The 22,959-nt window shown below is 74.1% G+C and carries 12 protein-coding genes and 1 pseudogene; 5 read left to right on the top strand and 8 right to left on the bottom strand.

Translation table 11 applies throughout. The features are described from left to right. Window positions 1-28 precede the first annotated feature (28 nt). Together WME89_RS31485 and WME89_RS31490 are read right to left on the bottom strand one after the other, a co-directional pair. Window positions 29-763, bottom strand: coding sequence for a 4'-phosphopantetheinyl transferase superfamily protein (locus tag WME89_RS31485; RefSeq protein WP_438003371.1), 735 nt, complete (start codon window positions 761-763; stop codon window positions 29-31). Continuing rightward, window positions 760-7,626: an SDR family NAD(P)-dependent oxidoreductase gene (locus tag WME89_RS31490; protein WP_438003372.1), complete on the bottom strand. Its 6,867-nt coding sequence runs from the start codon at window positions 7,624-7,626 to the stop codon at window positions 760-762. Before WME89_RS31490 ends, WME89_RS31485 begins: the two co-directional genes overlap by 4 nt. A 406-nt stretch (window positions 7,627-8,032) precedes the next feature. Between WME89_RS31490 and WME89_RS31495 the strand changes: the two genes are divergently transcribed. Both WME89_RS31495 and WME89_RS31500 read left to right on the top strand, forming a co-directional pair. Next, window positions 8,033-8,569 (top strand): MarR family winged helix-turn-helix transcriptional regulator, encoded by a 537-nt coding sequence (locus WME89_RS31495; RefSeq protein WP_438003373.1) that lies wholly within the window; start codon window positions 8,033-8,035, stop codon window positions 8,567-8,569. Between the two features lie 203 nt (window positions 8,570-8,772). Then, window positions 8,773-9,360 carry a superoxide dismutase gene (locus WME89_RS31500; RefSeq protein WP_438003374.1) on the top strand — a complete coding sequence of 196 codons (588 nt, stop codon included), beginning with the start codon at window positions 8,773-8,775 and terminating at the stop codon, window positions 9,358-9,360. Window positions 9,361-9,395: 35 nt separating this feature from the next. Here WME89_RS31500 and WME89_RS31505 read toward each other — a convergent pair whose 3' ends face one another. Next, window positions 9,396-13,325: a serine/threonine-protein kinase gene (locus WME89_RS31505; protein ID WP_438003375.1), complete on the bottom strand. Its 3,930-nt coding sequence runs from the start codon at window positions 13,323-13,325 to the stop codon at window positions 9,396-9,398. 589 nt (window positions 13,326-13,914) lie between these two features. Between WME89_RS31505 and WME89_RS31510 the strand changes: the two genes are divergently transcribed. Then, complete coding sequence (locus WME89_RS31510; protein WP_438003376.1) at window positions 13,915-14,349, top strand: globin domain-containing protein; 435 nt, start codon at window positions 13,915-13,917, stop codon at window positions 14,347-14,349. Window positions 14,350-14,402: 53 nt separating this feature from the next. Here WME89_RS31510 and WME89_RS31515 read toward each other — a convergent pair whose 3' ends face one another. From WME89_RS31515 to WME89_RS31530, 4 genes are all read right to left on the bottom strand, one after another. Then, window positions 14,403-15,941 (bottom strand): sigma 54-interacting transcriptional regulator, encoded by a 1,539-nt coding sequence (locus WME89_RS31515; protein WP_438003377.1) that lies wholly within the window; start codon window positions 15,939-15,941, stop codon window positions 14,403-14,405. A gap of 162 nt (window positions 15,942-16,103) precedes the next feature. Beyond that, window positions 16,104-17,189 carry a catalase family protein gene (locus WME89_RS31520; RefSeq protein WP_438003378.1) on the bottom strand — a complete coding sequence of 362 codons (1,086 nt, stop codon included), beginning with the start codon at window positions 17,187-17,189 and terminating at the stop codon, window positions 16,104-16,106. 29 nt (window positions 17,190-17,218) lie between these two features. Beyond that, window positions 17,219-18,343, bottom strand: coding sequence for a hypothetical protein (locus tag WME89_RS31525; protein ID WP_438003379.1), 1,125 nt, complete (start codon window positions 18,341-18,343; stop codon window positions 17,219-17,221). 27 nt (window positions 18,344-18,370) lie between these two features. Then, entirely contained in the window at window positions 18,371-20,179 is a 1,809-nt protein-coding gene (locus WME89_RS31530; protein WP_438003380.1) for a hypothetical protein, read from the bottom strand. A 668-nt stretch (window positions 20,180-20,847) separates the two neighbouring features. On the opposite strand from WME89_RS31530, the gene WME89_RS31535 reads away from it, so the two are divergent. Then, window positions 20,848-21,384, top strand: coding sequence for a hypothetical protein (locus WME89_RS31535; protein ID WP_438003381.1), 537 nt, complete (start codon window positions 20,848-20,850; stop codon window positions 21,382-21,384). 168 nt (window positions 21,385-21,552) lie between these two features. On the opposite strand, the pseudogene WME89_RS31540 reads toward WME89_RS31535, so the two are convergent. Next, window positions 21,553-21,795: pseudogene (locus tag WME89_RS31540) on the bottom strand (GxxExxY protein); the annotation flags it as partial. Window positions 21,796-21,968: 173 nt separating this feature from the next. Here WME89_RS31540 and WME89_RS31545 point away from each other — a divergent pair. After that, window positions 21,969-22,355: a VOC family protein gene (locus WME89_RS31545; RefSeq protein WP_437661891.1), complete on the top strand. Its 387-nt coding sequence runs from the start codon at window positions 21,969-21,971 to the stop codon at window positions 22,353-22,355. Window positions 22,356-22,959: the final 604 nt, after the last annotated feature.

The raw sequence follows: 22,959 nt of genomic DNA on the forward strand, positions 1-22,959 counted from the left end.
TCGATTCCTCGTGATTGGTGAGTGACGTTCATCCAAGAGCGGCGGCCGGCGAGACCGGGACGGCCGCGACGAGCGCGAACGCACCGGTGAGAACGGCCCGGCCGAAGAACTGCCCGCCCCGCGCGCTCATCGCGAAGGAGCGGACCGAGGGCTGCGCGAGCCGCGCGCCCCCCGGCGGAAACGCGACGTCGATGTCGCGGAAGGAGAACCGCGCCGGCAGCGCGAGCGCCCCCGTCTTGTAAAGCGCCTCCTTCGCGCTCCAGAGCAGCGTCTCGAGGGCGGCGCGATCCGCGCCGGCCGCCGCGCCGCGCGCGAGCCCCTCGCGCTCGCGCGGCGTGAAGTGCTCGTCCGCGAAGGCCGCCGCGCGCGCCTCGACGCGCTCGACGTCCACGCCGACGGCGCGCGCCGTGGTGACGGCCGCCGCGGCGCGGTCGCCGGCGTGCGAGAGCGACACGGCGAACGCGCCGTCCTCGAACCGCGGCGCGCCGCCCCCGGGGCCGGAGACCGCGCAGGCGAGGTAGTCCGCGCGCGGGTGCGCCTCGAGCGAGGCCGCGTCCAGCGCGACGAGCGGCGCGCTGCGGCCGGCCGCGAGCTCCAGGCGCAGCCACTTCGCCGCGACGCGCGCGCACGCGGACTGCGCCCGCCGGGCGGCGACGCGCTGGGCAGCGCAAGCGCGGCGCTCGCCCTCGGTCAGGTACGCCGCGAGGCGCACCGCCGCGTCGGCGTCCGCCCGCGCGACGGCGATCGCGAGCGGCGGCGTCACAGCGCCCCCATCGACGACAGCGACGCCGGCGCCGCCGGGCGCGACTCCGCGGCCACGCGCCCGACGACGCGCCCCTCGAGCCCCTCGACGTCGAGGAGCACGCCGCCCGCCGGGTCGAGCGCCTGCGCCCACGCGCCGACGACGCGATCCTCCGCGGCGGCCGGCACCGTGGCGACGAGCCGGACAGGGCCGCCCGCGTCGCGGATCGCGAGGTCGTTCGCGGCCGCGCCGAAGCGGATGCGGTCGACCCCGCCCGCGGCGCACACGGGGAACGCGCCGGACTCGTCGCGGCGCAGGGTGCCCAGCGTCAGGAGCGCGTCGAGCAGGAGGAACGGCGTGGCGGCCGCGCGCTGCCGCTCCAGGGCAGGATCGGCCGTGAGGTGGAACCGGGCGGACTTGAGCGCGGTCCCGAGCACGAACGACCCGACGTGATCGAACCAGCCCGCGTGCCGGACCGGCGAGCCGGGGCCCGCGTAGGGATCGCGGAACAAGGGCCCGTCGACGCGCCCGGCGCGGCGCGGCGCGAGGGCGTCGCGGCCGACGTGGGTCGCGCCGAGCTCGACGACGCACGTCGCGAAGACGACGTCGGCGCGGAGGACGACGCCCGACCGGTGGACGAAGTCGCCGCGCACCTCGACGGCGCACGCGGCGCGGCCGCCGGCGAGCCGCTCGCGGCGGGTCGTCACCGCGCGGACGTCGCGCGCCGCGCCGTCGGGCAGGCGCAGGAACTCGAGGAAGCGCACGTCGCGGACCTCGCGGACGAGCGCGCCGCCCTCCGCCGCCGTCGCGAGCGCGTGCCGGACGCAGAGCTCGACCAGGAACGCGCCGGCGACGACGGCGCTCGAGCGCGCCCGGTGGTCGGCCAGCCACGGGTCGACGCGCGGATCGAGCGTCCAGGTGCTGCTCGGCGCGACCGCCGACCGAGCGCTGGCCGCCGCGCCCGCCGCCGCGATGCGCGGGGCGAAGCGCTCGATCTCGCTGTCCGTGAGCAGGACCTGCGCCGCGCCGACCGGCCGATCGGCCACGAGGTCGAGGAAGATGCGCCGGCCCTCCTCCGGCTCGACGCCCCGGAGCCCGCGCGCCGCGCCGAGCGCGCTGTACTCGGACCCGGCGGTCATGCCGACGCCGTTCCAGCCGAGCCACGCGATGCTGGACCACGGGCCGGCGTCCGCCTCGGCCGCGAAGTACGCGGCGGCGCGGTTCATCGCCTCGTTGGCCGCGCCGTAGTCGGGCTGCCCGTCGTTCCCGAGCACGCTGAACGCGGACGTGACGAGGTGGACGTGCGGGCGCGCGGCAGGCAGGTGGCGCGCCAGGGCGCGGCGGAGGTGGGCGAGGCCGGCGAGCTTCGTGTCGACGATCCGCTCGAACAGGTCGAGCGACTTCGACGTGAGCCGGCTCGACGCCTGGATGCCGGCGCCGTGCACGACGAGGTCGACCCGGCCGTACGCCGCCGCGACCGCCGCGACGGCGCGGTCCACGTCCTCGGCGCGCGTGACGTCGACGGCGTGGTAGTCGACGATCCCGCCCCGGGCGCGCAGGTGGGCGAGGACGCGGTGCGCCTCGCGCGCCGCCCGGATGCGCGCGTAGCGCTCGCGCAGCGCGACCATCCGCGCGCCCCGGTCCTCGCGCAGCGCCTCGGCGTAGAAGTCCCGCTCGTACGCGTCGAACTCCGCGTCGGTCATCGCGACCGTGCGCGGCGGGGCGTCCTCGAGCCGCGAGCGGCCGAGGAGCACGGCGCGGCAGCCGAAGCGGCCGAGCAGACCCTCGACGAACTGCGCCGTGATGCCGCGCGCGCCGCCGGTCACGAGCGCGACGGTGTCGGCGCCGAGGGGCGGGCGCGCGCGGGCAGGCCGCGCGGGCAGCGCGGACGAGGCGCGGGTGAGCTGCACGGTGTGCCGCGCGCCGCCGAGATCGACCACCTCCTCGGGCACGGCCGGCCGGGCGCGCCGCCACTCGTCGGAGAGCGCGCCGAGCGCCGCCGCGACGTCCGGCGCGTCGGCGTGGACGACCCGCACGTCGCCGCCCGGCAGCTCGCGCGCCAGCGACTTCACGAAGCCGCCGACGGCGCCGCTCAGCGGGGCGAGCCGCGCGGCCGCGTCCACGGCGCCGACGACGACCGCGGCGAACGACACGTCGCCGCGCGCGATGGCGTCGTGGTAGCGGCGCGCCGCGCCGAACAGCGCGCGCAGCGCCGGCCGGTACGAGCCCGGCGCGCCGTCGACGAACGCGCGCGCGTCGCCGGCGCGGGTGAGCACGACGACCGCGTCGACATCGTCGGGCGCGAGGGCCGCGAACGACGCGCTGAGCCGCGCCTCGTCGCGGGCGTCGATCGACGGGCTGCCGCCGTCGTCGACCGCGGCCTCCGGGGCCGCGAGGGACCGCGGGCTACCGGGCGGGGCCGCGGCGGGCGCCGCCTCGCCGGCGAGGGCGAGGACGCGCGCGCCGGCGGGCGCCGCGCGCCGCGCGTCCGCGGCCAGCACCGCGTCGGTGCAGACGTAGAGGACGCGGGACGGGACGCGCGCCGCGGGCCCGCTCGCCGGCGCGGGCGCGATCCCGGGGACATAGACCTGGATCGGCGTGCCCGTCGTGAAGCCCGCGGGCGCGGGAGCCGGGGCGAGCTGGGCGTCGCCGGCAGGCGCGACCTGGGCGTCGCGAGGAGGCGCGACCTGGACGCCGCGAGGAGGCGCGACCTGGACGCCGCGAGGAGGCGCGACCTGGACGCCGCGGGAGTCGGACGGCCAGCGCACGACCGCGGCGGCAGCCCGTCCGTCGACGCCCGCGTCCCGGATCGCCGCATGGAGCTCGACGGCGCCCTCGGCCCCGCGCAGCCGCGCGCCCGGGCCGCCGACCGAGAGCTCCCGGCCGGGGAGGCCGCCCTCCGCGCCGCCGGCGGCGACGTGGAGGCGCGCGAGCACCGGCCAGGCGTTGCGCGCGGCGGTGTCCTCGGTGCACAGCGCCACGAGCAGCGCCGCCTCGCCCACCGGCCGCGGGTCGTCGGACGCGGAAGCGCCGCGGGCCACGTCGTCGCTGAACGCGTTGACCGCGCCCGCGAGGACGACCTCGCAGTCGTCGTCGAGCACGAGATCCGCGGCCGCGAGCGCGTCGAGCAGCGAGGTCGCGGAGGTGTCGACCACGAAGTTCGGCCCGCGCAGGCCGAGGACGTTGGCGACGCGCCCCGAGATGATGTTGGGCATGTTGCCCGGCTGCGTGTAAGGCCCGGTCGCAGGCGAGCCCGCGCGGAGCGCGTCCACGACGCTGCCCGCGAGCGCCGGGCTCACGCCGCGCGCGCGGAGCGCCCGGGCCACGCGGTCGCCGAAGATCCGCTCGTTGGCGCGCGCGCCGCGGCGGGTCTTGCCCTCGTGGCCGACGACGACGCCGATGCGGTCGCCCATCTCGCGGGCGGGCAGCGCCGCGAGCGCCTTCTCGGCGGCCATGGCCGCGAGGAGCTGCGTCGGGTCCATCGCCTCGAGCGCGTCCGGCAGGACCCGCGCGCCGGCCGGGAGCCGCAGCGCGCGCTCGTCGAACGCGAGGACGTCCGAGGGCGCGTCCGCGGGCGCGCCGCCGGCGCCGGGGAACACGGCCCCGAGCCCGACGACGCACAGCGCGCGGCCAGCGCCCCGCGGGGGCGGGCGCGGGGCGCGGCGGCCGGGCCGGAGCTCCTCGACGACGAGGTGGGCGTTGGTGCCGCCGAAGCCGAAGCTGTCGAGCGCGGCGCGCAGGGGGCCGCCGCCCTCGGCGGTCCCCTCCGTCGTCCACGGCGCGGCCGCCGTGGCGATGGCGAACGGCGAGCCCGAGAGGTCGATGCGCCCGCTCGGCGCCTTGAACCCGTGCTGCGCGAAGAGCGTGCGCTCGCGCATCGCGAGCACGACCTTGATGAGCGACGCGACGCCGGCGGTCCAGCCCGTGTGGCCGAGCAGCGACTTGACGCTGCCGAGGGCGATGCGCGGCGCGCCCGCGTCGCCGGCGAACACCTCCGCGAGCGCCTGGAACTCGGTGGCGTCGCCGACGGGCGTCGCGGTGGCGTGCGCCTCGACGTACTGCACGGCTCGCGGCGCGACGCCGGCCTGCGCGTAGGCGCGCCGCATCGCGAGGGTCTGCCCGCGGCGCTGCGGCACCGTGACCGACGGGCTCGGGCCGTCGCTCGACAGGCCGCTGCCGAGCAGCAAGGCGTCGACGCGATCACCCCGCGCGCGGGCGTCGTCGAGCCGCTCGAGGACGACGACGGCGGCGCCCTCGCCGAACACGACGCCGTCGGCCGAGGCGTCGAACGGGCGGCTGCCGGTCGCGGAGAGGCCGCCGAACTGCGAGAACTGGCACGCGTTGGTCGGGCCGGGCTGGTAGGCGCCGCCGGCGATCACGACGTCGGCGAGGCCGCGGCGCAGCATCGCGGCGCCGAGGTGGACGGCGTGCATCGACGACGCGCAGGCGGCGTCGACGACCACCGTGTGCACGCCCTCCCCCACGACGTCGCGCACGACGCGCGCGAGCGGCTCGAGGTGGCCGCGGCACGCGGCGCGCCGCTCGGCGTCGAGCCCTAGCTCGTCCGCGAGCGCGCCCACCACGGCCGCGCGGGCCGCCGCGTCCGCGGCGAGGCCGTCGAGCGCGCGCTCGACGCCGAGCAGCAGCGTCGCCTCGTCGTGCTCGATCGAGCCGTCCGCGGTCGAGCCGAGCAGACAGGCGATCCGCAGCGGCGCGCGGTCGCGGAGCACGGCCGCGCGCGACCTGGCCTCCGCGAGCGCGCACGCCAGCATGCGGGCCGTCTTGGGCAGCCGCTCGAGGGTGCGGGCGTCGTACCCGGTGCGCTCGGCGTACGGCCCGAGCGCGTCGACGGTGCCGGTCAGCAGGCTGTAGGTCTTGTCGGCGGCGCGGCCGCCGGGGCTCAGGAAGTCGGTGGCGAGCTCCGGGTTCCGCTCGCCGCTGTCGACGATCCCGCTCGTGCCGGCGAGCAGCTGCGCGAGGTAGGCGTCGACGCCGCCGGCCCCCGGGAGCACGGCGCCCATGCCGACGATCGCGATCGGGGAGGCGCCCTCCGGCGAGGCGGCGCCGTCGTGCGGGTCTGTCGCGGGCGCGGCGGCCGGCGGCGGGGCGGCGGGGATCTCCGCCATGGCGGGGCTCGATGGCGCGGCGGGGCTCGACGCGGCGGCGGGGCTCGGCACCGCGGCAGGGCTCGACACCGCGGCGCCCACGCCCGGACGGCGGGCGTCCCGGTCGTCGCCGGGCAGCGGCGCGACCTCGGTCAGCGCGTGCCCCGCGGCACGCAGCGCCTCGACGACGCGCCGGTGCTCGGCCACGACGTCCTCGCCAGCGCGGAACGTCGAGATCACGCGGAGGCCGGGCTCCTGCGGCGCGCTCCGCCGCACGAGCGCGGTCAGGGTGCTGCCGCCGCCGCACTCGACGAAGGTGCGGCAGCCGGCCGCGACGAGGTCGCGCACCGCCGCTCCGAAGTCGAGCGGCGTCACGAGGTGCATGGGGAGCAGGCGCGCGGGCGCGAGCGGCCCCGCGCCGTAGTGGACCCGATCGATCGGCGAGTACGTGGCGAGCGCGGGCTGCGCGGCGGCCGCGCGCCCGAGGGCGCTCGCGAACGGGCCGAGCGCCGGCGCGAGCAGGGGCGAATGGAACGGATAGCGGCTCGCGAGCAAGGTCGCGCGGACGCCCGCGCCCGCGAGCCGCCGCTCGAGGGCCGCGATGCCGTCCGCCGTCCCCGAGGCGACCGCCTGGTCGGCCCCGTTGGCCACCGCGACGAAGACGTCGTCCCGGCCCAGCGCCTGCACCTCGTCGCGCAGCCGGTCGGCGCCGACGTGCGCCGCGAGCATGCGGCCCGGGGGCGCGCCGCGGAGGGCGAGCACCCGCCGGCACACGACCTCCGCGGCCGTGGCGAGGGAGAAGGCGCCGCTCGCGGCCAGCGCGGCGATCTCCCCGAAGCTGTGCCCCGCCACGACGTCGGCCGCGAGCCCGGCGGACCGGAGCAGCGCGGCGGCGACGTGGCCCTGGACGAGGATGCCGAGCTGGTCGAGGTCGGCGCACGCCTCGAGCGCCGCCCGCGCCTCGGCCTCGTCGCCGGCCACGAGCGCCGCCATCGACGCGCCGAGCAGCTCGCGCGCCGCGGGCTCCGCGGCGTCGACGGCCGCGCGCGCGGCCTCGAAGCGCGCGTGGAGCCCGCGCAGGAGCCGCAGATCGAACGAGCCCTGGCCGGGCAGGAGCAAGGCCACCTTCGCGCGGCCTCCCTCCGCCGGCTCCCCTCCCCGCGCCGGCTCGCCCTCCCGCGCCGACTCGCCCCCTCGCGCCGGCTCATCCTCAGCGCCCCACTGCTTGCGGTGCGGGTGCGACGCGTGCAGCGGGCCGCGCGCGACCTCGACGGCGTGCCGGAGCAGGTGCTCGGGGAAGAGCTCGCGCAGCGCCGAGCCGCCGCGCAGGGCGAGCTCGACGAAGCGCGGGTGCGCCACGCGCTCGTCGAGGGCCCCGACGTGCATCGTCACCGATCGGGGCAGCGGCGCCAGCTCCTCGCTCGCCGCCGCGACGGCGACGATGCGCTGGTAGCCGCACGCCACCGGCTCGCCGTCGAACCGGACCGTGCGGAAGTAGCCGTACGCGCTCGAGCGCGTGACGGCCCCGAGCGTCATGAAGATCGCGACGCGCTCCCCCACGCGGACGGGCGCCAGGTTCCGGCTGTACCCCTCGGTGGTGAGCAGCCGGATCGCCGCGCGATCTTCCTCGTGCGGGAGCGTGCCGTCAGCGGCCTCGGCGAAATAGAGCGTCTCCCGCGCGATGCACTGGAAGCGGAAGTTCGTGAGGAAGTGATGGCTCCCGTAAGCCATGGTGTCCTCGAACTTCACGCAATAAGGAACGACGAAGAACGCGCCCATGAACCCTCTCCTCGCGGCCCGCGCGCGCGGCGTCGAAGCACGCCCGGCGCCGCGTACCGGCGCCGCGCCTCGTGCGTCTCTCACCGCCGCGCCGTCTGGACCGTCAAAACATGTGTACCTACACGCAATCACCCACGCGCCCGCGCGCCCGCGGCGAGCGCACGACCGCCGGCCGCGCGACGGCGCCCGCGGGTGCGCGCAGGGGCGCCACCGCAGCCCGGACGGCTGGTGGACCGATCGATCGTCAGAGCGCGCCACGGCCCTCAGGGCCTGGCGGGACCAGCGCGTCGAGCCGACAAGGCGCGCCGCGTTGACGAGATAGGTGTACCTGCACCTGTACAGATGTCAAGCAGTCCTGAACGGCCGGGTTTGACGGGCCCGCGATCAACAGTGTACATACACTTTTGTGGTTGATTTTGCGCGCGCCGCCCAGACCATCGCCAACCAGTGCGCGCTCGTGCGCGTGCGCCGCGCCTCCCGCGCGCTGACGCGGCTCTACGATGAGAGCCTGCGGCCCGCGGGGCTCCAGTCGACGCAGCTGACGATGCTCGCGGCGGTCGCGACGTGCGGCGACGGGGGCGTGAGGCTCAGCGCGCTCGCGGACGGGCTCGTCATGGACCGTACGACGCTCACGCGGAACCTCGTGCCGCTGGAGAAGGCCGGCCTGCTGCGCGTGGCGCGCGCGCCCGACGACGCGCGCGTCCGCCTCATCTTCCTCACGCGCCAAGGCGAGCGCGCCATCGAGGCGGCGTTCCCGCTCTGGGAGCGGACCCAGAAGCACGTCCGCGAGCAGCTCGGCCCCAGCGAGGCCGACGCGCTCCGCGAGGAGCTCGGCCGCGTCGTGGCGATGGCGACGCGGTCCGAGGGGGCGCCGGCGCAGCCGGAGCCAGCGCCGCCGGAGCCGGCGCAGCCGGCGCGCTCGGGCAAGCGCCGGGCGAAGTGACGGGCGCCGTGGGCGGCGCTGCGCCGTCGAGCGGCCGCGCGGGCTGACGCGCGCGCCGCCTGGGCGGGCGGGCACCGCCGGCACGGGCGTGGGTATCCCGGCGCCGGCGCGGATTGACGGGCAGCGCCCCGGGTTCGAGAGGTTCGAGGGTCGAAGGGCGCGGGCCGCCTCGCAGCGCGCACCCACGAGACAAGGAGGACACGATGGATTTCGAGGTCGCGCCGCTCCCCTACCCCAAGGACGCGCTGGAGCCGGCCATGAGCCGGGAGACGCTCGAGTTTCATTACGAGAAGCACCACAAGGGCTACATGGCGAAGCTCAAGAGCCTGATCGAGGGCAAGCCCGAGGCGACCGGGCCCCTCGTCGATCTCGTGCGCTCGAGCTCGGGCGCGGTGTTCAACAACGCAGCTCAGGTCTGGAATCACACCTTCTTCTGGGAAGGCATGAGGCCGGACGGCGGCGGCGCTCCGCCCGCCGGCGACGTGGGCGACCTCATCGCGGGGCTCGGCGGCTGGGAGAAGTTCCGCCGCGACTTCATCGCCGCCGGCGTCGCGCGCTTCGGCTCGGGGTATGCGTGGTTCGTGCTCGACGGCGGCAAGGGCAGGATCGTCGACACGCCGAACGCGGAGACCCCGCTGACCACGGGCTCGGCGCCGCTCCTCACGTGCGATGTCTGGGAGCACGCCTATTACCTGGATCACCGCAACAACCGGCAGGCCTTCCTGGAGGTGTTCCTCGACCGGCTCGTGAGCTGGGACTGGGTCGCCAGGAACCTCCGCGCCGCGCAGTAGAGGTTCATCGGACGGCCTCCTGATGAGATGCTTCCTCAGGCGGCAGGGGGCTCGCCGCCGAGCCACCGATCGACGTCGCGCCCGAGCCACGCCCGTGAAAGCTCCCTCACCCGCGCGTTCGCCGGCACCTGCTCGACATAGCGGCGCCGCACGGCCGCGTCGGGGATCTTCCCGGCGCGCTCCTCGACAGCGCGCAGCGCCCGCGCGATCGCGGCCCGCGCGAGCGCCACGTCCCCGCCGGCGAGGTGCGCCTCGCTGATCGCGATGCGCAGCGGGATCTCGCTGTACCCCACCGAGCCGCCGAGCGACTCGAGGCAGCGCAGCCCCTCCTCCGAGGCCTCCCGCGCCGCCTCCACGCGCCCTTCCCGGAGCAGCACCTCGATGAGCGTCCGGTAGACGAGCGGCCGGTAAAACCTGTCTCTCTGCAGGATCGCGAGCGCCCTCTCGGCCGCCTCGCGCGCCTCCGGGAGGCGCCCTCGCACCATCAGCACCCGCGCCAGCGCGCCGTGGGCCGGCCCCATGGTCGCCTCCATGGCGCCGATCTTGATGAGCTGATCCGCGAGGGTCGTTATCTCCTCCAGGTGCTCTGGCGCGCAGCACTCCGTGAGCAGGATCATCAGCCAGACGCGCACGCTGGAGAGCGTGAACGCGTCGTTGATGCGCAGCGTGCGCTCCAGGGACTCTCGCAGCTTGCGCTCCGCCTCGGCGTGCTCCCCGAGCTCCGCCATGGAGAGCGCGGTCGAGCTCGCCGCGAACTCGCGCCAGCGCCACGGGCTCACCTGCGCGAACACCTCCTCCGCGCGCCGCGCGTCCTCGTACGCCTGCCACGGGTCGTCCCCGAGGAGCCGCAGGAACATCGAGCGGCTGTAGCGCAGCTGCGCGTGCGCGAGCTGCTCGCTCTCGGAGACGCGCGCCGCGAGCTGCTCCAGGCGAGCCAGGAGGCGCAGCGAGAGGTCGCGCCTGCCCCAGTGGCTGAGGGCCGTGATCGCCGTCGCGACAGGCATGCAGCACGCCGCCTCGGCCCCGGGCTCCGGCTCGCTGGCCATGATCGCGTTCACGAGCGACTCCAGCTCATCCGCCAGGCCGAGGTGGCCCGCCATCACGACGAGCCGGCCCACCGCCCGGTTCCAGGCGACGCTGCCCCTCGTCAGCACCGACAGGGCCTCTCTGCCGATCTCCAGGCCGACCTGCCAGTCCTCGCGCAGGAAGCAGACGTCGAGCTTCATCCCGAGCAGCCGGCCGAGGGTGTCGCCGCGCGGGGCGCAGCTCATGCCGCGCTCGACGCGCGAGAGCATCCCGTCGTAATCGTTGCTCCGGTACGACTGCTCGGCCGCGCGCAGGTAGTACAGGGCGGCGCGCTCGAGCTCCCCGCCGAGGTGCGCGTGCTCGGCCAGCACCACGGGGTCCGCCTCCCCCGCCTGCTCCAGGTGCGCCCCGGCCAGCCGGTGGCCGAGGCCCCGATCCTCCGGGGCCAGCAGGCCGTACGCGGCGTCGCGCACGAGGAGGTGGCGAAACCGGTACTCCGTGTCTCCAGGGAACCGGCTGGTCCACTGCACCTCCACCATCTCGGAGCGGACCAGGCTCTCCAGCCAGCGGTCCGCTCCGTCGCCGCCCGTCGCCTCGCGCGCCTGCCCGAGCAGGGCGAGCACGCCGCCGCGCCAGAACGTCTGTCCGAACACGCTCGCGCTGCAAAGCACCTTGCGCGCCTGCGGCTCGAGGCACGACAGCCTCGCCTGGAGCATCGCCAGCACCGTGGCCGGCCGCCCCTCGGACTTGCCCTCGACGACAGCGCGGATCAGCTCCTCCAGGAACAGCGCATTGCCGGCGGCCTGCTCGACGATGCGCGCCACCAGGCTGGCCGGCACCTCGGCGCCGAGCACCGCGGTCACCAGCCGCTCGGCCGCCTTCCTGGTCAGGCCGGCGAGCGGGACCCGCTGCACGACGCGCCCCTCCCACAGCTTCGGGAAGACGTCGTGCACCTCGCGGCGCGCGAAGGCCAGCACGAAGAAGGCCCGCTCCCGCAGGTCGAGCAGGGCGGCGTCGACGAGCTTGACCGTGGCCGCGTCGCCCCAGTGCAGGTCCTCCAGCACCAGCAGGCAAGGCCGCGCCGCCGCCTCCGCCCGCATGAGGTCCAGGAAAGCGCGGCGGATCTGCTCGCTCATGATCTTCGGGTCGCCGCGCGCGGCGCGCAGCGAGACGCTCGGCTGCTCGACGGCGACGCCGCAAAGGGTCGCGATGAACTCGCTCACCCGCTCGGCGTCCGCCGGCGGGACGTGCCGGCCGACGCGCAGGCGGATCTTGTCCTCCTGCGCCGCGGGCGGGTCCCCGGCCTCCACCTCGCAGAGGCGGCGGAGCGCCTCGCCGAGCAGGCCGTAGGGCGAGCCGGCGCTCATCGGCGCGCCGCTCCCGAACAGCACCTCGACCTCGGGCGACCGGGCGCCGAGGCGCCGGAGCAGCTCGTGCCGCAGGCGCGATTTGCCCATGCCCGGCGCCGCGATGATGAGGGCGCCGGACGGCATCGCCTCCTCGATGCACCCCTCGATCGCGCCGAGCAGCATCGAGAGCTCCTGCTCGCGGCCGACGCAGGGCGTCGGGCGGCCGAGCAACGGGCGCGACTCGTCGACGCTCGCGCGCTCGCCCCGCAGCACCAGCTGCCCGGCGAGCGTCGTGACGAGGAAGCGCGACTCGAGCAACCGCGAGCTCAGCTCGTCCAGCCAGATCCCCGGCTCGACCGCCGCGTAGGAAGGCTCGGCGTCGGCCGTCATGGTCGGCTCCGCCCCGACGCGCAGCAGCGCCACCGCCCTGTCGATGGCCTCCCCGGCCGGGACCCCGCCCTGGAGCAGCCCGCGGCCGGTGGTCAGCGCGATGCGGGCCCCGGGCCAGTGCTGCTGCACCTCGAGGGCGCAGCGGGCGGCCGCCGAGACCTGATCCAGCGCGCTGCTCGACGGCGACACGACCACGATCAGCGAGCCGTCCGCCAGCCACTCGGCGCGGCCGCCGAGGCGCGCGAGCCGGAAGCGCAGGGCGTCGCGCGTCGGGCGGGCCCAGGTCTGGACCGTGGAGGGCGGCAGCGTCTCGCCGGGGTCGCTGTCGGTCCACATGGCGAGCACGACGCTGAGCAGCTGCATCGCCTCGCCGGTGAGCACCCGGGGCGCGAGCGGCGCCGCGACCGACGGCACCGGCGCCTCGTCGTCCCCCTCCGGCAGCGTCAGGGCGGCGAGCTGGTCGCGGAGCGCCGCGGCGTCGGGGGGGCGCCGCTGCGGGTCCTTGTCCAGCATCCGCGCGAGCAGCTCGGCCAGCGCGGGCGGCGTGTCGGGCCGGAGCGAGCCGACCGCGGGGACGTCATCGAACAGGATCTTCGCGAGCACGCCGACCAGATCCCGGCCGCCGAACAGGTGCTTGCCGGTCAGGCATTCGAAGAGGACGCACCCGAGGGCGAAGATGTCCGCGCTCGGCCCGAGGTCGCGGTCGCCCCGCGCCTGCTCCGGGGCCATGTAGCCGGGCGTACCCACGAAGCGCCCGGTCCGCGTCAGCGTCATGCCGGCCGCCGCCAGGCGCGCGATGCCGAAGTCGAGCACCGCGACGCCCTCGACGCGCTCGTCGCGCAGGAACAGGTTGCTCGGCTTGATGTCGCGGTGGACGACGCCCCGCGCGTGGGCGACGGCGAGCGCGTCCGCGACCTTCCTCAGCAGCACCACGCACTCGGAGATGCGCAGCGGGCCGCGGTCGAGGCGCTCGCCGAGCTCTTTCCCGGACAGCCACTCCATCGCGAGGAAAGGCCTGCCGTCCTGGGCCGTTCCGTGCGCCAGGTACTCGACGATGCCGGGGTGCTTGAGCGAGGAGAGGAGCCGCGCCTCGCGCAAGAAGCGCTCGGCCTCCTCCGGGCGCTCGGCGTCCGCGTGCAGCAGCTTGAGGGCCACCGGCGCGCCGGTCGTCACGTCCCGGGCGCGAAACACCTCCCCCATGCCGCCCTTCCTGGCCAGCGCTTCGATCAGGAACCGACCCGCAACCAGAGAACCTTCGAGGAACGACACGGATCGAGCCCTCCAACACCAAGCCCACACCGGGCGTACGGCATGACCGCCCCGTGCGCAGGCGAGGATACCAACTGGACAGCTGGACGGATCGCTTTTTGCTTTATTTGCTTGATCGATAGTGATGAAGAGACGTTGCGCGCCAGGAGCCGGCGTGCAGGTGGACAGATTCATGTCCAGCCGTGCTCTGCTGAAGGTGTGCGCGCACAGGCCTTCATGTGTGCGCGCACGGTCCGGCGCGGCGCGCGCCTCGGCGGACGCTCGGCAGACGCTCGGGCGCGCCAGGCGGATGCTGGGCGGGCGCTCGGCGGACGCTCGGCGCGAAGCGCGGTCACCGCTCGGCGGACGCTCGGCCAATGCTCGGCCAACGCCTCGGCCAACGCCTCGGCCAACGCCTCGGCCAACGCCTCGGCCAACGCCTCGGCCAACGCCTCGGCCAACGCCTCGGCCAACGCCCTGATGGCACGGGCGGTGCCTGACCGCGAGACCGATGCTCACCGTCACGGAGGAGCGGTCCTTCATGTCATCCCAGGATGCCGAGTTGCTGCGCGACAGCTTCGAGCTCGTCGTGCAGCGTGATCACGAGTTCCCTCGCCGCTTCTATCAGGTCCTGTTCGAGCGGCACCCGCAGGCGAGGCCGCTCTTCACCCGCAACAGCCCCGGGGCGCAGGGCACGATGTTCGAGCGGGCGCTCATGGCGGCGCTCGACCACCTCGAGGACGACACCTGGCTCTCGGAGAAGCTCGCGCCGCTCGGCGCGCAGCACGTGGTCTACGGCGTGACGCCGGAGATGTACGACTGGGTCGGCGAGGCGCTCGTCGCGGCGCTCCGCGAGGTGAGCGCCGCGGACTGGACCGAGGCGCACCGGGACGCATGGACCAGGGCGTACGGCGTCATCGTCGCCCGGATGCGCGCGGGCGAGGGCGCTCCGGCGCGGCCCGCGCGCGGCGCGTGAGGCCCGCGCGCGGCGCGTGAGGCCCGCGCGCGGCGCGTGAGGCCCGCGCCGGCTCAGCCCTCGCTCGTCTCCTCGTCCGGCCCGGCGATTCCGTAGCGCTTCATCAGCCGGTAGAGCGCGAAGCGGTTCTTCAACCCGAGCTTGCGCGCCGCGCCCGTCACGCTGCCCTGCGCCTCCGCGAGCGCGACCTCGATCTCGGCGCGCCCGATCGAGCCGGAGTCGGACGGCTGAGGCGGGTTGGATTTGCCGGGATCCGTCGTCCTGCCGGGATCCGTCGTCCTGGGGCCGGCCCGGGGATCGGTCCTGGGCTCGCCCGCCTCCGGGCGGAGCGCCGCGAAGACGTCCGGCGTGAGGGCGAGGAAGTTGTCCAGGCTCGACCCGAGGGCGATCCACATGAGCCGCTCCAGCTCGCGCAGGTGGTGCGTGTAGGCGTGGCGGAGGAGCGCGTCGACGAGCGCCGGCGCGATCCGCGGCTCGGCGAGCCTGTCGCCGCGGCGCTCGAAGAAGCGATCGGTCAGCTCCGGGCTGTCGCGCGCGGCGGCGGCGAGCAGGTGCCGAAGGAGCAGCGGGATGTCCTCGCGGCGATCGGGGAGCCCGGGGACGCTCACGCTGATCAGGAAGCGCGCGAGGAAGTCGTGCTTCAGCGCGTCGACGGGGCGGTTCGTCGCCGCGATGACGCGCAGATCCGAGCGGCGCACGCGCGCCTCGCCGAGCCGCTGGTACTCGCCTTCGCGGTCGAGCACCCGCAGCAGGTGGGCCTGCAGGTGCGGCGGGAGCTCGCCGATCTCGTCGAGGAAGAGGGTGCCGCCGTCCGCCTCGCCGATGAGCCCGGGGCGCTCCGGGCTGCCCGCGTTGGGGTAGCCCCGGGCTGTCCCGAACAGCTCGGCGTCGACGAGGCCCTCGGGGAACGTCGCCGCGTTGCGCGCGACGAACGCGCCGCCGCGGCGGCGGGAGAGCGCGTGGATGGCGCGCGCGGCGAGCTCCTTCCCGGCGCCGCTCTCGCCGCGCACGAGCACGTGGTTGCCGGACTGCGCCGCGAACGCGAGCGCGCCGCGCAGCGACCACACGGCCGGGCTCTCCCCGACGATGCCGTGGGGGTCGGCGTCGCCGAACGAGAACCGCGGCGCCTCCTTGAGCGCCTGGATCACCTCGAGGCCCCACCGCCGCCGCACCACGAGCAGCACGAGCGCGTTCTGCAGCGTGAGCGTGTCGCCCGCCTTCACGAGGCCCTCGATCGCGGGCGAGCCGTTGATGAGCAGGGGGCAGCGCCCGATCGAGCGGACCGCGAGGAGCCCATCCGGGGTGGGCTCCATCTCGAGCTGGAGGCGCGAGATCCGCGGCCCCTCCAGCGGCGGCATCGCGGCCCAGCCCACCGGGCGCTGCCGGTGGAAGGTGAGGCGCGGCGCGGCGTCCTGCGGCTGCGGCCCGCCGCGGCCGAGGACGGCTCTCCCCTCGACGAGCGCGGCCTCCCCCATGCGGTGCGGCTCCTCGCGCGACCAGGCGATGATCAGGTGGAAGTGCTCCGGGGGCGGCTCCAGGTCGTTCCGGCCCCACAGGAGGCTCGGCTCGGTCAAGGTCGTGGAGGACGTCACGGAGGCGATTCCGGAACGCGGTTTTACCACGGCAGGCCGACACCGACATCGTTAACCTTCCGGTGCGCCGGGCCACCGCGTGTCCCGGAGCGGCGCGGACAGCCGCCGCCGTGCCGGGCACGCCCCGCGCTCCGGCGCGGGCGGCGCGGGCGGATGGCGACCTCACACCTGTCCGAGCCGCGCCGGCTGCGCTCTCCACGGCGTGCGCCCGCTCCACGCGCGGAGGGCCGTCGGCTCCTCGCGGCGGGCCCCGTTCCTCTCGTGGCGGAGCCTCGATATCGTCTCGTAGACCGCGCGCCGGGCGCGGTTCAGCCCCCCGAGCGGCCGGTGCGCCGGCAGGGCGTGCCACGGCGTGAACGAGAGGTTCTCCTCGAACTCGGCCTGACCCGGGTGGTCGAGGCGCTGCGCCGGGATCACCATCGTCGCGACCTTGTAGAACGGCGACAGATCCTCGCTCCAGCGGACCGTCGGGTCCTCGATGGGCGTCCTCGTCGGATGGGCCTGGAGCTGCACGAGGAAGTCGAACATCCAGTCCCCCCGCTCGAGCTGCCGCGCCACCGCCTGCTTGAGCGCGCCGTCGCCCGGCTCGACCTCGACCCAGGGCGCGCCGCAGGGCCGGGGGGCCACGGCGAACTTCATCGCCCGCTCCCCGAGCCGGAACGGCGTCTGGCTGAAGTAGCGGTCGTGCAGCGGGTTCTTCACCGGCTTGAGCAGGACCGAGAGGTAGTTCTTGAGCTCGCGCAGCCGGAGGCGGGGCGGGCTGCACGAGAGGAAGAACGAGAGGGGCTTGCCCGCGCCGGTGGCCGCCATCAGCTCGGCGTAGTCCGCGACGTTGCGCGCGAAGAAGACGTCGGTGTTCGCCATCAGGAAATCCTGCGTCGTCGCGCCCTTCTCGCCGTCGAGGAGCTTCTCCCCCTCGACGTCGAGCAGCTTGATCGCCATGCAGCGGGCGTCTCGCTGCATGTCCGACTGGACGCGCGGGGAGGTCGACGAGAAGCGGACCCACGCCGGGTAGACGCGCGGCCTCTGGAAGACGCCGTGCCGGAGCTCGTCGGGCAAGCCGTCGTCGATGATGAAGTCGGCCCTCACGCAGCCGTGCGACTTCGGGTGCACGCTGCGGAGCGCCGGTGAGGCGCCCGCGGGGTACGCTCGATCGTAATTGCGCTTCATGATCTCGGTGAGCTGTCGAATGCAGTCATCCTCGCCGGGCGGCGGGTACTCCCGGTGGAGCTCGAGCGTGGTGTTCATGACCAAGATCCTCTCTGTCGTTGGGTGTCTCAGGAGGCCCTCGCGACGGCGCGCTCGCGCGCGGGGAGCGCCGGGGCGCCGCTCGCGACCTTCACGCCGGGCGCGCTCTCCTGCCGCTTCCGGTACTGCACCTCGTTGCGCATCTGGATGAGCCGGGAGAACGTGGTGACCCAGAAGGGCGCGCCCAGGGAGAGCATCCCGCACGAGAACGCGAGCCCGGCCAGCCAGAACAGCGTGTCGCGGAGGAGCTGGAGCGCGGTCGGCCGGGGCGCGAGGAGATCGCCGCGGTACGCGCCGAACCGCTTGACGATCCAGCTCTGCTGCCAGCCGATACCGAGGTTCGCCTCGTCGAGGAGGGTCGCCGTCTTCTGCATCTCCAGCCCGAGGTCCTCGAGCGTCGCGTCGGGTCGCTCGTCCGGCGCCCCGGCCGGGCGCTCCCCCAGGCGGGTCGCGGTGGCGGTCAGGGTGTCCGCCTGCGCGATGACCTGCGCGCGCGAGGCGCCGCCCTGGTGCAGCCGGGCGAGCACCTGGAAGCCGTCGAAGTTGAAGAGGACGACGAGCATCATCGAGACGAGGAGGGTCAGCCGCCGCGCCCGCTGCTTGAAGGTCTGGGACGCCGTCCCCTCGAGGGTCGGGAACCAGCGCCGCACGTAGGCGGCGAACTGATCGAGGGTCGCGTAGCGCTTCACCGCGCCGGGGCTGCCCTGGCCGCAGCTCACCCAGCGGGCGGGCAGCAGGCGCTCGCGCCCCTCCCCGTCGACCGTCACCGACGCGCCCGCGGCGATGGTGATCAGGTCGTCGGCGTCGATGTACTCGACGAGGAGCGCGAGCCGCGCCGGGTCCGAGCCGTACATGAGCTCCGCGCTGCGCGCGTGCAGGACCGGGTCCGCGAGCACCTCGTGCACGAAGCGCATCTCGCACGCCTCGTTCCTGGCGAGCGCGTCGCGCGCCGGGCGCCCGGTCGCCGGGTCGACGACGTCAGGGTCCCTGTGGAACGCCCGGAACCCGTGCATGAGCGACCGAAGCATGTAGATGAGGACGCGGGATCGGTAGCGCCCGACGTTGACAATCACCTGCACGACCGCGCTCACGAACAGGCTCGCTGTGAGCATGATCATGGCGAACGCGAGCGCGGTTTCCAAGAGGGGGATCATCGGTGTGCTCCTTGTGGTCCAGTCCGGTCAAAGGGTCTTGAGGTAATCAATCAGGGCCTCGCGGTCTCCCGGCGGGAGGCTCGTGCCGTACGCGTGTCCCTCGTTGCTGTTGCCCGGGATCGGATCGTCGTTGTCGTCGACGGTGCGGTAGAGGAAGAGCGCGCGATCTCCCTCCATCGGCTCGGTCGACGTCCAGCCGACGCGCTGCTCGTCGAAGCGCCGGCTGCCGCGGTAGAACCGCTTCGGCCGGAACCGCTGCGCCTCCTCCGGGGCGAGCTTGCCGCGCGGCGCGGGCGGCTTGAGCAGGTCGCCCAGCGTGGGCACGGAGCCGTTGTGGAGGTACGGGGCGCGCGCCCAGATCCCGTCGAGCGGGCCGGCGAGGTACTCGCCCGGCTCCCTGACCGGGCGGAACGCGTCCTTCTCCCAGAGGTGCCGCCGCTCGCCGAACGCGTTGAGCGCGTCGGCGGCCGGCTTCATGAACGCCCTGGAGCGCTCCGCGTCGGTCCCCGGCTTGAGGCGCTCCATGTAGAGGCTGCCCTCGACCTGCTGGACGGTCCGCGTCGCCGGGTCGTAGAGCCCATGGCACCGGGCGCAGTGCTCGGTGAAGACCGCGAGCCCGCGCGCGGCCCCCTCGGGCGGAGGCGGCGTGAAGGGGTAGGCCGGCGCCGGCAGGTCCCGGTCGAGCCAGCGCCCGATCGCGTCGACGTTGTCCTTGTTGAGCGACATCGCGACGGCGCCGACGCCGATGGCCGAGCCGCGGTTGCGGGCCGTGGAGCTCCTCGTGTTGCCGTCGGCGTGGTGCCACGGGCGGATGCCCTCGTGCTGGTTCCACAGCGAGGGGAAGTCCATCTGGGCTGCGGTCCCGTCGTCGGGCGCGCCGAGGACCTCGAACTTGACCGCGTTGAAGGGGTCGATGCGCCCGGGGCCGTTGTCGGCCCTGAGGTCCATCCAGGCGCTGACCGCCGCGCGGCTCCTCTTCGTCATCTCGGCGAGCAGGATGCGGTAGAGCGCCTGCTCGCGGCCGGTGAGCGGGGCGGCCCCTTCCTCGGCGAGGGCGGCGTCGATCTCGTGGATGAGCCGGTCGCCGGTCATGCGCTCGTCCAGGAAGGCGCGCGCGAAGAAGCGCTTGAACCCCTGCAGGTCGGCGGTGTGGTTCGGCATCCCGTCCACGTAAACGGCCTCGCCGTTCGCGCCCAGGTACTCGCCGCGGTGGCACCCCGAGCAGTTGATGGCGACGCGCTTCAGCGCGAAGCTCGTGTGCAGCAGCGGGACGTGAAGGGTGGAGTCGGCGAGGAAGAGCCCGCGGCCCACCGGGCGCGATCGGTAATAGGTGGTGTCGTCCTCGCCGAAGCCGAAGCGGTCGTAGCCGCGCCCCTTGAACTCGTCGTCGAAGATCCTCGGCAGGACGCGGTAGATCCAGTAGGGCACGCCGCCGGCGAACTCGGTGCCTGTGGCGCCGTACCGGAAGCGCCACACGAGGTCCTGGGGGTCGATCTCCACGCCGGGCGCGAGCCGCTCCTCGGGAATGGCCTTCTCCGAGGGGAGGTGGAGGTCGATCACGACGGCCGACGCGAGCTGGCGTGGCTGGAAGACAAGGACGGTGAGCAGCACGACAAACGTGAGGAGGGGGATGCAGAAGGCGGCGCGGCTCGTGCCGAGCCAGCCTGCGGCGCCCGTGATGATCTGCCGGATCCAGGCGCCGCGCTCGCCGGGGCCCTGGGGCTCTCCGGGCTGCGGGGGTGAGCTGTCGATCAGGTTGCGGGACACCTGCTCCAGCCGCCGGAGGGTCAGCGGAGACATGCTGCTCGGGGTCGTTGAATCGTCGTCGGTGGGCATCGCGGTGCTCTCCTTGGCGGCGCGGGGCGGGCGCGGCGAAAGTCCGGCGGGACGGCGCCGGGCGGCGCGCCTCGGCCGCAGGGGGCGTGGGCAGCTGGTTGCGCCACGCAGCGGGTCAACCTCGTCTCAGCGTCGAGAAAGCACGGGGCGGGCCACCGTTCTGGGGGCGTAAATGAGCGAGCTTCCTGGGGAACACGGGCGGTGCGGGCCCGTGCGTGCGCGCACGCACGCACAGGCCCGCACGCTCTGCCGGGAGCGCCTCCGGCTCGGGCGCCGGTGCGCCGCGGGCGGCGCGAGGGGGCCGCGGAGGGCGCGACGGGGCCGCGGACGGCGCGACGGGGCCGCGGGCGGTGCGCGTGGATCGAGCGACGCCGCGGGAGCCCCGGGAAAGGCGCCTCCCGGCCCCCCGGAAAGGCGGCTACTGCCGCCGGTGTTAGATGGATCTACCCTGGGGCGCTGGACAGCGCTTGGGCCTTGCGGCGCAGAGCCGATCCGTGAGACTTCTCGCGGGGTAAATCACAAAAGGCGACGATCTAGACAGATCCGGTCCGGTGGCTTCAGTTGACCAATCGACTGATAGTTGGGCAGCCTCGCCAGGCCCAGGACTCTCCAGAGGGGACGAACACGACGGCATCGTCATAGCGAGCGCAAAGGAGGCATTGACCAATATGGACGATATCTACGTTGCCGCACGCTTCGCTCAGCTCTCCAATGACGATCTTTTGGCAGTTGTCGGGCCAGACCGCGAGGATTACGAGGAGAGAGCCATTGAGCTCGCGCGGATTGAGCTTCGCCGGCGCGGCGTTGACAGCACGAGCTTCCGCAGCCCCGATCCGGCGGCGCCCGCTGCGTCGGCAGAGCGAGCGCAAGCCCGCCTCGGCGTACGATGGCTCGAAATCTATGCTGCGCTCCTCGGCACAGCAGCAATCGGCGGCGTTGTGGTGCAGGTCGTTGTCGGAGCTGAGGTAGCTGGAATCCTCATGGTGCAGCTTCCACTCTCCGCACTGCAAGGCGCCCTCGCCTACGGACTGTTGAAGCGCCGCCTTTGGGCATGGTATCTCAACTGGGCGTTTCTATTGCTGTTGCTTCTACTACCCGCGTTTCTTCGCAGGGCCGCAGCCATTCTGGGACCGCTACCCTTGGTTGTATTAAACAGCATCTATTTCGCGAAGCGCAGGCAGCTCTTCGGGTCAGGTAAGACATGACTACGCACGAGCATGGCGGGCACACAGCGGCCTGCGATCGACTGTTACCAGACTGGAGCAAATGCTGCCCGACGAGGGCCTGCTACCGACGAGCGGGCGTGCTTCGCGCGCCCACCCGCGGCAGAGGCCCAGGGTGTTGGACGGAGAGGAAGATGGAGAGGGAGAGATTCACAGGGAGGCGGGGAGTCGAGAGCCGGGATCAGTCGTTCGAACCGGCAGTCTCAGCGCCGGCTGCTTCGGGTTGGGTCGATGCGGGGCGGCTGGTGGTGCCGGAGTGGTCATCTTATAACCACAGTCGAGCATGACTCCCTTGTAGATCACCGGCAGCGGCCTTTGTCTCGCGAAGCTCAATCCGGTGAGCGACAGTCCATGACACAAGCATTGTTCATAGGCGGACTCCAGAAGCCCGGGACCGAGGTTCTCTCGCCTCCCCGCCTCCCCGCCTCCCTGTGCACTCTCTCTTTCTCTGTCTCCCGTCCAACAAACCGCTGCTGCCGCCGGTGCTGCGCGCCTCGGAAGACCGGCAGGACGTCAGTCCGCAGAAAACACACTCTCCCTCACCACCAATCGATCTCGGAGGTTCCATGAAGCGAGTCACTGGAATTGGCGGCATCTTCTTCAAAGCCAAGGACGCTCCGGCACTACAGGCTTGGTACAAGCGACACCTCGGAATCGATGTCCAGGAATGGGGTGGTACGGCTTTCACCTGGACCGACGGTGAAGGTAAGCCGGTCGCCGGAACGACCGTCTGGTCCATCGGTTCGGCGCAAGGTGACCAATTCGCGCCCAGCACTGCAGCTTTCATGGTCAATTACCGGGTGGAGGATCTCCACGCCCTGGTCAAAGTCTTACGCGAAGAAGGCTGCAACGTTCTCGAGAAGATCGACGATTCCGAGTACGGAAAGTTTGCCTGGGTCATCGATCCAGAGGGAAACAAGGTAGAGCTTTGGCAACCGCCCGCCGGCCAGTGACCAGGGCAGCCGGCCTCAGCGCGAATCTGCGGCCTGATCCTTCGTTGCACCGCACTGCCTTCGGCAGCCGGTGAACCTGGACGTCGAGCCGGACGAGCAGGGGCGTTTGCGCCGGGTTCGCTGAAAACCGGCCACAGATCGGCGCGAGCTTCGATCCCGAGCAGGACCTCGACCGGCTATAAGCGCTGCTCGCGCGCGGAAGTTCCTGAGGCCGAGCCAGGCGCTTCGGCAGACGGCGGGGGGCAGGTGGGCTTTTCCAGCTCCGTGGCCGCTCGGCCCTCACCGCTGCTGAGCCTGGGCGTTGTGTCCCGTAGCCGAGACCGTCCTTGGGCTCGCCGCCGCGCCAGCGCCGACGAGCCAACGGAAGGGATGGCCTCGTCCGGCGGGCGCGCGTGCGCAGCGTGAGGCGCCGTGCCTGAGCCCGCGTGCGCGCAGCGAGGCGCCGTGCCTGAGCCGCGACGCGACCCGGGAAGTGGTCCTCCCCCGCTTCCGTAGACACCCTCGAAGGCACCAGGAGGCGGGGATGGGACGGGAAAGAAGAGGACGTTCACGCCCGGGCTCCAGGCGGAGACCGTACGGCTGGCCATGGCGGGCGACCGGAGCA

Origin of the sequence: Sorangium sp. So ce321 (assembly GCF_051530195.1) — a bacterium.
Lineage (GTDB): Bacteria > Myxococcota_A > Polyangia > Polyangiales > Polyangiaceae > Sorangium.